Source organism: Microtetraspora sp. NBRC 16547, assembly GCF_030268965.1.
GTDB lineage: Bacteria > Actinomycetota > Actinomycetes > Streptosporangiales > Streptosporangiaceae > Microtetraspora.
In genome coordinates, this window is the sequence record NZ_BSSE01000001.1 from 162,706 (window position 1) to 173,778 (window position 11,073).

Here is an 11,073-nt window from a genome sequence, read left to right on the forward strand (position 1 = left end):
CGACGCGATGGGGCGGAGAGCGACCGCAGGGGACTAGTAGCGGCAGGCGATCTCGCGAGCCTTGGTCAGGTCGTCATGGTTGTCCACCTCGACCCAGTCGACCTTGCCGATCGGAGCGACCGAGATCTTCTCGCCCCGGCCGACCATCTCCTGGTAGCCGTCCTCGTAGTAGAGCTGCGGGTCGCGCTCGAACGTGGCGCGCAGCGCGTCGGCCAGCCGCTCGGCCGCGCCGGGACGGATCAGCGTGGCGCCGATGTACTCGCCGTACGCCTCGGCCGGGTCCATCAGCTTGGTGATGCGCTTGAGGCTGCCGCCGTCGAGGGTGACCTTCATCTCCTCGTCGGCCAGGGCCTTCACGTCGTCCACCGCGAGCAGGATGTCGCTGGTGGCCTCCGCCGACAGCAGGGTCTCCTCGACCGAGACGGGGTGCACGGTGTCGCCGTTGACCAGCAGCGCGCCCTGGGCGAAGTGGTCGCGCGCGCACCACAGCGAGTAGGCGTTGTTCCACTCCTCCGCCTTGTCGTTGTGCACGAGGGTCAGCTTCACGCCGTGCCGGCGCTCCAGGTCCGCCTGGCGGTCGTGTACGGCCTGCGCCTGGTATCCGACGATGACGACGACATCACGGAGGTCCACCGCGGCGAGGTTGCGCAGGGCGATGTCGAGGATCGTGGTCTCGCCGTCGACCGGCACGAGCGCCTTGGGCAGCGTGTCGGTGTACGGCCGCAGGCGGCGTCCGGCTCCGGCGGCCAGCACCATTCCCAGCAACGTGCACTCCTAAGGTCGAGCGACTGACAGTAACCCCAAAGATTAGTTGCCTTTGTGCCCTGATCGTGTAATCCGTACGTGGGCCGGGGTTCATCAGGCGCGGCTCCTGAGGTGCCGGATCAGTCTCCGGCACCGAGGTCGGCCGCCTCGACGCCGGAGCGCGGCGCCGCCAGCCAGCAGGTCAGGCTCTCCCAGCAGAACAGACCCCAGAGGTAGAGGCCGAGCAGCGCGAACGTCGCGGTGACCAGACCGACGGCGCCGCCGATCGCCACGACCAGCATCCGTCCGTCCCAGCCGAGCCCGGCCAGCGGCAGCCACGAGGGCGGGTAGACGTGCTGGCGCACCCGGTACACCGTGTCGTAGTGGTGGAACACCATCGCGCCGAGGAGCGCGAAGATCAGCAGGGGCGGGACGTTGTGCGCGAAGCCCACGCAGGCGACGAAGCCGTACTCGGTCAGCCGCAGGATCGGCGGGACCAGCCAGTCGAGCCGCCCGTCGTGCCGGTGCGAGCTGCCCGGACCGGCGAGCAGCAGGGCCACCGCCGGGGCCAGGACCGCCAGGCCCTCGGCGCCCGCGACCCCGACGAACAGCAGCATTCCGGTGACGAAGGCCCCCGTGACGGCGGGCGGCAGCGGCGGGAGCTGCCCCGCGACCAGCAGGCCCATCGCCCGGGACAGCGCCCCGTCGTCGCGGTAGGCGACGACCGCGCTGCGCGGCACCGGCGTCATGTGCACGGAGATCATGCCCGCTCTCCCGTCATGTGAGGGACCTGCCGACCCGCCCGGCAAGGGTGTAGACGAGCGCGCCCGCCCCCCAGACGAGCAGGGCGAGGAACGTCACCCTGGCGTTGAACACGGCGGCGGTGACCGCGATGAGCGCCATCCGCTCCCCGATCGGCAGCACGACGACCTTCTTCGCCCATCGGGTCGCGGTGCCGAGGTCGAGCCGCCGGGAGAGACCGATCACGCGGCCTGCGACCGAGACGCCGGAAGCGCCGCCGGGAGTGCCACCGGGCCCGTGACCGGACGCGCTCTGGGCGGCACCGCCGGGGAGGGCGCCGCTGGACGCGCCGCCCCTCGCATCGTCGAGGCGGGGCAGGTCCGAGGCGACGGAGAGCGGAAGCGGCGGGCGGTCCCAGTCGCCGCGGGCCCTGGCGTCCGCCAGGGCTCCGGCGTACGAGAAGTCGATCATGTGCCGGAGGGCCTGCACCAGCATGGCGGCGACCGCGAGAGCCCAGATGCCACCCGGCCCGGTCACCCCGGCCGCGGTGCTGCCGGCGTACCCGATGGCGAGACCGCCGTAGACGAGGTATTCCTTCACCCGGTCAAAGGTGGCGTCGAGCCAGGAGCCCAGCGGCGAGAAGCTCCGGGTGTAGCGGGCGAGCTGGCCGTCCACGCAGTCGAGCACGAACGACAGGTAGAGCGCCACCGCGCCGACGACCTGACCGGTCCGCTCCCCCGCCGAGAACCAGATCGCGGCGATGGCGGCCAGGCCGACCGAGACTCCGGTGACCGCGTTGGGCGTCATGCGCAGCCGCGCGGCCAGCCGTACGAGATGGGGGGACCAGGTGCTCACGCAGTAGGTGGTGAACAGGCCGTCGTCGGACTTGACCGCGGCCCGGAGCCTGGCCGCGCCCTCGTCCACCTCGGCCAGCCGGCGCACCGCCTCGTCGGCCGCGGCCTGGCTCCCGGCCCGCTCACAGTGCAGGCCGCCGAGCTGCGCGGCGCGTACGGGGACCCCGGCGCGGACCAGACCGGCGAGCAGCAGGTCGGCCACCTCGGTGTCGCCCGCGCGGCCGAGCCTGCGGTTCTGGGCGAGGTCGGCGAGCTCCTCAGCCACGTCGGCGAGGCTCGCCAGGTGGGCCTCCCCCACCTGGAGGACGCCGCGAAAGGTGGCGTCCGGCGACTCGACCCGGTGGAAGGAGTTGCCCGCCGCCACAATCCGTCCCCGCTCGGTCCGCACCGGCGGGAGGAGCGGGGTGGCGGAGCCGGGCGCGACGAGCGCGGCGGAGCCGTGTGAGGGATCGTCGATCATGACGGCCAGGGCCTCGGTGTGGGCGACGAGATCGCCGTAGAGCACGGCCACGGGATGGCTGGAGGCGCGGGCCACCTTGGCGACGGAGCGCAGGTCGTCGGCGAGACCGCCGCCGGTGTCCTCGGCCCGGGTCATGACCTGGACGTCACGCACGGACAGCGTCCGCAGCTGGACGGTGAGGCGATCGAGGAGGCTCGTCCTCGCGGACGTGACGCCGGATGTCATGCCGACCGTCATGCCGGCCGAGGGCGTCGTCGCGAAGACCACGACGACGGCGCCGGATGTGGTGCCGGGCGCGCCCCGGGCCGCTTCTGCCCCCATGGTCTCCCGCTCCACTCTGATCACTTAAAAGTCCACACCGCAACGTAACCGAGTGATCACTAGGTGGCAATGCCATTCGGCGGCGGTTCGCGAAGGGCCTGCGGGTATGGTCAGTGCGGGGAGGCATCATGATCGCGAAATCGCGTCTGCGCACGGTCGGAGTCGTACTGGCCGGCGGGGTCGGCCAGCGGGTGGGGTTGAACACCCCCAAGCAACTGCTGAAGATCGCAGGCAGGACCATTCTGGAACACACGCTCGGTGTGTTCGACGGCCATCCGGAGATCGACGAGGTCATCGTGCTGATGACCCCCGGCTTCACCGACGAGGTCGCCTCGCTGGTCGAGCGGAACGGCTACACCAAGGTCACCAAGATCCTCGAAGGCGGCGCGAGCCGTACCGAGACCACGTGGCGCGCCCTGCAGGCCCTCGGCGACGAGGAGTGCGACGTGCTGCTGCACGACGCGGTCCGTCCCCTCGTGGAGCCGCGCATCATCAGCGACTGCGTCACCGCCCTCGCCCGGTACGAAGCGGTGGACGTGGCCATCCCGTCGTCTGACACCGTCGTCGTGGCCGTCCCCGGGCCGCGCGGCGAGATCATCCGCGACATCCCCGACCGCTCGCGGCTGCGGCGCGGCCAGACTCCCCAGTGCTTCCGGCTGTCGGTGATCCGGGCGGCCTACGAGCGCGCCTTCGCCGACCCCGATTTCGACAAGCTCCCCGCGACGGACGACTGCGGCGTCGTGCTTCGCTATCTCCCCGACGTGCCGATCTACCTCGTGCCGGGCAGCGAGCACAACATGAAGGTCACCCACCCGGTCGACGTCTTCATCGCCGACAAGCTGTTCCAGCTCGCCGAGAGCACCGCCCCGGCGCTGACCGAGGAGGGCTACCACGCGGCTCTGCGCGGGAAGAGCCTCGTGGTGTTCGGCGGCAGCTACGGCATCGGCGCCGACATCGTGAAGCTCGCCCGCGGCTACGGCGCGACCGTGCACTCCTTCTCCCGGACCGCGAACGGCGTCCGCGTCCAGGACGCCTCTGCCGTCGAGGACGCCCTCGCCGGGGCGTACGCCGAGACCGGCCGCATCGACTACGTCGTGAACACAGCGGCCGTCCTGCACATGGGCAAGCTGGGCGAGGCCGACCACGCCACCATCGAGGAGACGATCGGCGTCAACTACCTCGGCCCGGTCAACATCGCCCGCGCATCGCTCAAATACCTGGCGGAGACCCGCGGCCAGCTCCTCCTCTACACCTCCTCGTCGTACACGCGGGGCCGGGCCGACTACAGCCTCTACTCCTCGACCAAGGCGGCGGTCGTCAACCTCACCCAGGCGCTCGCCGACGAGTGGGCCGACCAGGGCGTGCGGGTGAACTGCGTCAACCCCGAGCGCACCGCCACGCCGATGCGGTTGCGGGCCTTCGGCGACGAACCGGCCGGAACACTGCTTTCCCCGGCCGCCGTCGCCCGTACCAGCCTCGACGTGCTCATCTCCCGCCTCACCGGACACGTCATCGACGTGCGGCTGACCAGGTGAGTGGGTAGGCAGCGATGCATGGGGGGATCGTTCAGGGGAAGAAACGCCCTGCTCATCGGGGTCGTACTCGCGTCTTATCCGGCACTGATGGGCGCCGCGCTGTACCCGCTTCCGTGGGTCTTCGTAATCCTGGTGCCGGTGTCGTACGCCGCGGAGCTGGCCCTGCCGCCGCAGGCGACGGAGCGGCTCGGCCGGCTCCAGCTCGCGGCCACGCTGCGCTTCCTGATGCGCGAGATGGCGGCCGTGCTGCTGCTCGCCAGGACCGCCGGAGCCGAGTCCCCGTGGTTCGCCCTCCTCGCGGGCGGCCTGTTCCTGTTCCACTGGCTGCGCGCCGCCCAGAGCGCGCTGGCCACCTATCTGAACCGGTGCCACAACCTGAAGCCGGTCGCCACCAGGAACCTCGACGTCACCTTCCCGCCCGCGCCGCCTGAGACGCTGGTCAACTGGCGCGGCGCGCGTCTGCTGTACCTGGACGTGCTGCCCGTCGGGATGACCGCGTTCGGAGCGCTGACCGGGAAGGACTGGCTCGGCGCGGCCGGCGCGGCGGGCGCGCTCGCCCTGGAGGCCGCCGCCGTGCTGGCCCTGTCCGTCCACGTGTGGCGCGCCGCCCCGTTGGCCGACCGGCGGCGGGTCATCGCGACCGTGGACCGCCAGGTCCGCGCCTACCGGCCCGAGGTGCTGCTCTACTTCTCCGGCCCGGCCGACTCGGCCTACCAGGCCACGATGTGGCTGGGCACGCTGGAACGGATCGCCAGCCGGGTGCTGGTCGTGCTGCGGGAGCGGGAGCTGCTGGCCGCGCTGGGGAAGACGACGCTCCCGGTGCTGTGCATCCCCTCGGCCGTCGACATGATGAACTTCCGCGGCCTGGACACCGCGCGGGTCACCCTGTTCGCGTCCAATGTCGGCAACAACATCCACATGCTCCGGATGCCGGGCGTCACCAGCGTCTTCATCGGGCACGGCGACAGCGACAAGGAGGCCTCGTTCAACCCCTTCACGAAGGTGTACGACGAGGTCTGGGTCGCCGGTCCGGCCGGGCGTGACCGCTACCGCCGCGCGCGGGTGGGAGTGCGCGACGAGGCCGTCGTCGAGGTCGGGCGGCCCCAGCTCGACGGGGTGCTGCCGACCGGGCCCGGCCTGCCGTACCCGAGCGTCCTGTACGCGCCGACCTGGGAGGGGTGGACGGACGACCTGTTCCACACGTCGGTCGCCGCGATGGGACCGACACTGGTCCGGGAGCTGCTCGCCCTCGGAGTGCGGGTGATCTACAAGCCGCACCCGCTCACCGGCCACCGCTCCGCGACCGCGCGCGAGGCGCACGGCGCGATCACCCGGATGCTGCGCGACGCCGGACTCGGGGCGGCGGCCCCACCGCACCTGGTGGTGACCGGGGACGAGCCGCACCTGTACGAATGCTTCAACCAGGCCGACCTGCTGATCAGTGACATCTCCAGCGTGATCGCCGACTTCCTGGCCAGCGGCAAGCCGTACGCCGTCACGAACGTCGCCGGGCTGCCCGAGCGCGAGTTCCGGGAGCGATATCCGACCGCCGCGGCGGCCTACCTGCTCGGCCCGGACTGCGGCGAGCTGCCCGGAGTCGTGTCCCGGGTCCGCCCGGAGGACGACGTCCTCGCGGAGGCCCGGCGCGAGCTGAGGAGCTATCTGCTCGGGCCGGACCACCCGGACGCGCTCACCCGGTTCGACGAGGCCGTCACGGCCGCCCGCGCCAGAGCGGACGCGGGCGACGCGGGGAAAAGCCTCGCGACGGCGGGTGACGAGGTGGCCTAGTGCCCCGCCCGTCAATCTTTGCCCCGTCGCGTCGCCCAGGGCGGCACCTCGCCGCGTTGTCGCCCCACCCACGAAAACTCCTCGCAGGCTCGGACTTTCCGCGGGGCCCGGGAATGTCGGCCGTAGGCTCCGCTACGACCTCCTCCTCCGCCTTGCGATGCACCACCCTGGACACCGCTCCTTCCGGGCAAACCTTGCCGGTTGGGGCACTAGTCGCCCAAGTAATCCTGCGTGTAGGCCTTCTCGAGCGCCGGACGCGGCTTGCTGAGCCCGGGCGGGCTGGTCAGGAAGCCGGTGCCCCACGAGATGTGCATCGTGGCGTAGACCAGCGGCAGCCGGAGCAGGGCGGCGGCGGACAACCCGCCGCCGGTCAGCGCCGAGCCGGCCAGGACCGCCGCGAGGTACGCGCCCGGGACGAGCAGGCCGGGCCAGAAGAACGGCGAGACGACGATGCCGAGGACCATGGCGACCACCGCGGCGGGCGGCGCGAGGTAGCGCAGGTTGATCGTCCCCTGGTGGGTGCGGGAGACCACCCGCCGCCAGCGGCCGTAGTGGAAGTACTGCTTGGCCAGGGCCCGCGCGTTCGGCCGGGGACGGTAGGACACCCGCATGCGCGGCTGGAAGAAGACCAGGCCGCCGGTCTCGCGGATGCGGTGGTTCATCTCCCAGTCCTGGGCGCGCTGGAAGTGCTCGTCGTAGCCGCCGACCCGCTCCAGCGCCTCCCGGCGGAAGACGCCGAGGTAGACGGTGTCCGCGGGGCCGGCCTGGCCGCCGGTGTGGAAGCGAGCGTTGCCGACGCCGATCTTGGAGGTCATCGCGCACGCGACGGCCTGCTCGAACGGGGTGACACCCTCGGCGGCCATGATGCCGCCGACGTTGTCCGCGCCCGTCTGCTCCAGAGTCTCGACGGCGGTGGCCAGGTAGTCGGCCGGGAGCATCGCGTGCCCGTCCACCCTGGCGATGATCGGATAGCGGGACGCGCCGATGGCCGCGTTGAGCGCGTTTGGCGTGCGACCGGTGGGATTCGGCACGACGACGACGCGCGGGTCGGCCGCGGCGAGCGCGTCGGCGACCTCCTGCGTGCGGTCATGGGACGGGCCGACGCTGAGGACGACCTCGATGGGGCCCTCGTACTGCTGGGCGAGGACCTGCCGTACGGCTTCCGCCAGGTGCCGCTCCTCGTTGAGCACCGGCATGATCACCGAAATCGGCGGCCAGTCGCGCGTGGGCGGCTGGCTCGTTTGTGGCGAGTCGGGGAAGGGCTTCATGGCCTGGCTCACGCTACTGTACGTGGGGGCGGAGACGGCAACCGAAAGGTGACCGCGGCATGCGTGGCGACCACGAGGAGGACTCCGGCGTTCACGTGGGGGGCGACGGCAACAGCGGAGTCAGGCTCGCCGCGCGGCGCGCCAGACGCGGCCGCACCAGCTTCCGATCACTGATCGTCTCTGGCTCGCTCTCGGGCGCTGTGCTGCTCGGCTCCGGCGCGCTGTGGGCGATTCCCAACTACGCCGCCGGCCAGATCAGGTCGGTCGACGCCGGGACCGAGGCGTCGGCGCCCCAGGGGGCGATGAACATCCTCCTGGTCGGCCTGGACAAGCGCGACGATCTCACCCGGCAGTTGCAGAACCAGCTCCATCTGGGCCATGAGCAGGGCCAGCGCACCGACACGATGATGGTCATCCATCTCTCGGAGGACCACAAGAAGGTCACCGTCGTCAGCATCCCCCGGGACACCTGGACCGAGATTCCCGGACAGGGCACGCACAAGATCAACTCCGCCTACCAGTACGGCGGGGCCAAGCTCGCGGTGCGCACGGTCCAGCAGGCCACCGGGCTCAAGATCAACCACTACGTGGAGGTCAACGTCCTGGGGTTCATCGACGTCGTGGAGTCGCTCGGCGGCGTCACGGTCTGCACGCCGGTGGCGATCGACGACCCGAAGACCAAGCTGACCCTCCAGCCGGGGACGCACGAGCTCAACGGCGCCGACGCGCTCGCCTACGCCCGCACCCGCGCCACGGCGCGCTCCGACCTCGACCGCATCGACCGCCAGCAGCAGGTGATCTCCGCGCTCATGCAGAAGGCCATGAGCGGGGGCACCCTGACCAACCCGGTCATGCTCACCGGCCTGGTCAACTCCGCGCTTAAGACGCTCACCGTGGACGACCCTCTCAAGAAGGACCTTCTGGGCCTTGCCAACCAGCTCAAGGACGTCTCGTCGGACGACGTGACCTTCATGACCGTCCCACTGGCCGATGTGAACTACAGGACGCCGACCAACGAGTCCGCCGTGCTGTGGGACAAGAAGGCCGCGCGCGACCTGTTCCAGCGGATCGACTCCGACCAGCCGCTGAGCGGCCCGACCGCCGCGGCCTCCCCCGCCGCCTCCGGGAAGGCGTCCGCCGCCCCCTCGCCCAAGGCCTCAGCGTCCCCGGCGTTGACCGTGCCGCCGGAGCGGATCGCGGTCCGCGTGCTGAACGGCACCCTGGTCACCGGGCTCGGTGCCAGGACCAAGGCCGCGCTGGTCGGGGCCGGCTTCATGGTGCCCACCCCGCCGGGCGACACCGCCAAGCGTGACTTCACCACCACCGTGGTCCGGTACGCCAAGGGCCGCGAGGACTCGGCGCGCACGGTCGCCGCCGCGATTCCCGGCGCCGAGTTGCGGGAGGCGGACGTCCAGGGGATCGAGGTCGTCGTCGGCCAGAACCACAACACGGTCAAGAAGGTGAAGGTCGCGGTCCAGCCCGCCGCCAACCCATCCGCGACGCCCACGCCCACGCCGTCCGCCAGGACCGCGACGGAGAACATCTGCAAGAAGTGACCGGCACCGCGACCGGGCGGCGCCTCACGCCGCCTCGGGTGCCCACCGCTCCGGGCGCGGCTGCCGTACGGGCGTGAACGCGGCGGCGATCGTCCGCTGCCCCGCTCGAAACGTACCGGACGGTCGACTCGACAACCAGACTCGGCTCAGGCCGCTTGCTCAGGCGGTTTCCTCAGCCACGTCCTCAGCTCGTCGATCGTGGGAGGCCGGCCGCGAGACCGTCGAGCAGGCGTTCCAGCCCGTACTCGAAGCGCTCCTCGATGTCGGCATAGGCACGTCCGCCCTCGGTCGTCATCTTGGTGATCACGGGATAGTCGCCGCTCGCGATCACCGAGCCCAGGTAGGGCGCCTGGAGGGCCATCCACTGCTTGAGGTCGAGCCCCGTACGGCGGAGCGCCTCGGCTTCGGCCAGCTCGCTCTGCACGAATCCGTTGACGTAGGCGAAGACCGCCCCGATGAGGGTCATCATCTCGTCGACTCCCAGGCCGAATCCGTCGACGATCCCCAGTGACGCCTCCAGCAGCCGCAACCGGTTGGGGCTCGCCCCCTGACGGCTCGCGGCCAGCGGCGCCAGCCACGGATGGCGCAGGATGGTCCGCCTGGCCCGCCGTGCCATCGCGCCGAGATCGGCCCTCCAGTCACCGGAGAGCGCGGTGCCTTCCGGGAGGTAGTCCGCCACCACGGCGTCGATCATCAGCTCGATCACGTCGTCCTTGCCGGAGACGTAGCGGTACAGCGACATGGTGCCCGCGCCGATCTCGGCGGCCAGCCGCCGCATCGAGATCGCCTCCATGCCCTCCGCGTCCGCGACCCGGATCGCCGCCTCGGTCAGCGCCGCCCGGCTGAAGCTCGGCTGCGGCCCCCGAGAGGAGCGCTCGGGGCGCATCCACAGGTTTTCGCGCGCCATCGCCTTCACCGCCCCCTATTGCGTACGCCGTACCTGGTGAGTATGGTCGAAACGTATCCAGGTACGGTGTACCCAGTTTTAGAGTCCGGAGGGGCGCACATGCCGACACCCCCGACAGGAGACGTGTTCCGGGCTCCCGGCGTGGAGCTCTTCGACTTCCCGCCGCTGTGGCCCGGCGCCCCGTTCTGGCTGACCAAGCCGGTCGTGATGGCCGTGACCGGGGCGTTCCTGCTGTGCGCGCTCGCCTGGGCCGCCTTCGCCAAGCCCACACTGGTGCCGAGGGGGATGCAGAACGCCGGAGAGATCGTCTATCTGTTCGTCCGCGACCAGGTGGCACGGCCGTTCCTCGGCAAGGACGCGGACCGCTGGATGCCGCTGCTGCTCAGCCTGTTCTGCCTGATCCTGCTGTGGAACTTCATGGGGGTCGTTCCGGGGATCCAGTTCCCGATCAACTCCCACATCGCGTTCCCGATCGTGTTCGCGCTCGCCGTCTACGTCATCAAGATCTATCTCGGTATCAAGCACCAGGGCCTCATCGGCTACTTCAGGAACCTGATGTTCCCGCCGGGGCTGCCCAAGCCGCTGGCGCTCGTGCTGTACGCGCCACTCGAACTGCTCTACACCTTCGTCACGGCGCCGCTCACACACGCCGTACGACTGTTCGCCAACATGTTCGCCGGGCACCTGCTCCTGGCGTTCTTCAGCGCGGTCGGATTCTGGTTCCTGTACGAGCACCCGACCGTGGCCGGGGCGCCGGTGGGGGTGCTGAGCGTGGCCGCGGCGATCGCCCTGACCGGCTTCGAGATGTTCCTGCAGTTCCTCCAGGCGTTCCTGTTCACCATGCTCACCGCGATGTACATCGGCGGCGCCCTCCACCCCGAGCACTGAGGGACTGACCC

8 protein-coding genes and 1 pseudogene are annotated in these 11,073 nt (G+C 70.8%); 4 read left to right on the top strand and 5 right to left on the bottom strand.

What is annotated here, in order from left to right; all coding sequences use genetic code 11:
- Nucleotides 1–33: 33 nt before the first annotated feature.
- From QSK17_RS00675 to QSK17_RS00685, 3 genes are all read right to left on the bottom strand, one after another.
- Nucleotides 34–765, bottom strand: coding sequence for a phosphocholine cytidylyltransferase family protein (locus tag QSK17_RS00675; protein ID WP_285702355.1), 732 nt, complete (start codon nt 763–765; stop codon nt 34–36).
- Nucleotides 766–884: 119 nt separating this feature from the next.
- Entirely contained in the window at nt 885–1,508 is a 624-nt protein-coding gene (locus QSK17_RS00680) for a DUF5941 domain-containing protein (protein ID WP_285702356.1), read from the bottom strand.
- 13 nt (nt 1,509–1,521) lie between these two features.
- A complete protein-coding gene (locus tag QSK17_RS00685; RefSeq protein WP_285702357.1) occupies nt 1,522–3,144 on the bottom strand; it encodes a CDP-alcohol phosphatidyltransferase family protein in 1,623 nt (540 codons plus the stop codon).
- 104 nt (nt 3,145–3,248) lie between these two features.
- On the opposite strand from QSK17_RS00685, the gene QSK17_RS00690 reads away from it, so the two are divergent.
- Together QSK17_RS00690 and QSK17_RS00695 are read left to right on the top strand one after the other, a co-directional pair.
- Nucleotides 3,249–4,655: a bifunctional cytidylyltransferase/SDR family oxidoreductase gene (locus tag QSK17_RS00690; RefSeq protein WP_285702358.1), complete on the top strand. Its 1,407-nt coding sequence runs from the start codon at nt 3,249–3,251 to the stop codon at nt 4,653–4,655.
- 18 nt (nt 4,656–4,673) lie between these two features.
- Nucleotides 4,674–6,443 carry a CDP-glycerol glycerophosphotransferase family protein gene (locus QSK17_RS00695; protein ID WP_285702359.1) on the top strand — a complete coding sequence of 590 codons (1,770 nt, stop codon included), beginning with the start codon at nt 4,674–4,676 and terminating at the stop codon, nt 6,441–6,443.
- A gap of 209 nt (nt 6,444–6,652) precedes the next feature.
- Here the strand turns inward: QSK17_RS00695 and QSK17_RS00700 are convergent.
- Nucleotides 6,653–7,741 (bottom strand): annotated as a pseudogene (locus QSK17_RS00700) (glycosyltransferase family 2 protein); the annotation flags it as partial.
- A gap of 29 nt (nt 7,742–7,770) precedes the next feature.
- Between QSK17_RS00700 and QSK17_RS00705 the strand changes: the two are divergent.
- Nucleotides 7,771–9,267 carry an LCP family protein gene (locus QSK17_RS00705; RefSeq protein WP_285702361.1) on the top strand — a complete coding sequence of 499 codons (1,497 nt, stop codon included), beginning with the start codon at nt 7,771–7,773 and terminating at the stop codon, nt 9,265–9,267.
- A gap of 184 nt (nt 9,268–9,451) precedes the next feature.
- Here QSK17_RS00705 and QSK17_RS00710 read toward each other — a convergent pair whose 3' ends face one another.
- Nucleotides 9,452–10,174, bottom strand: a complete 723-nt coding sequence (locus QSK17_RS00710) for a TetR/AcrR family transcriptional regulator (RefSeq protein WP_285702362.1) — start codon at nt 10,172–10,174, stop codon at nt 9,452–9,454.
- 99 nt (nt 10,175–10,273) lie between these two features.
- Between QSK17_RS00710 and atpB the strand changes: the two genes are divergently transcribed.
- Entirely contained in the window at nt 10,274–11,062 is a 789-nt protein-coding gene (gene atpB, locus QSK17_RS00715; protein WP_285702363.1) for a F0F1 ATP synthase subunit A, read from the top strand.
- Nucleotides 11,063–11,073 lie beyond the last annotated feature (11 nt).

Excerpts from the sequence above, each read along its gene's own strand:
- QSK17_RS00680 (WP_285702356.1), bottom strand. The coding sequence starts at position 1,508 with ATGATCTCCGTGCACATGACGCCGGTGCCGCGCAGCGCGGTCGTCGCC.
- QSK17_RS00690 (WP_285702358.1), top strand. The coding sequence starts at position 3,249 with ATGATCGCGAAATCGCGTCTGCGCACGGTCGGAGTCGTACTGGCCGGC.
- QSK17_RS00695 (WP_285702359.1), top strand. The coding sequence starts at position 4,674 with ATGGGGGGATCGTTCAGGGGAAGAAACGCCCTGCTCATCGGGGTCGTA.
- QSK17_RS00705 (WP_285702361.1), top strand. The coding sequence starts at position 7,771 with ATGCGTGGCGACCACGAGGAGGACTCCGGCGTTCACGTGGGGGGCGAC.
- QSK17_RS00710 (WP_285702362.1), bottom strand. The coding sequence starts at position 10,174 with ATGGCGCGCGAAAACCTGTGGATGCGCCCCGAGCGCTCCTCTCGGGGG.
- atpB (WP_285702363.1), top strand. The coding sequence starts at position 10,274 with ATGCCGACACCCCCGACAGGAGACGTGTTCCGGGCTCCCGGCGTGGAG.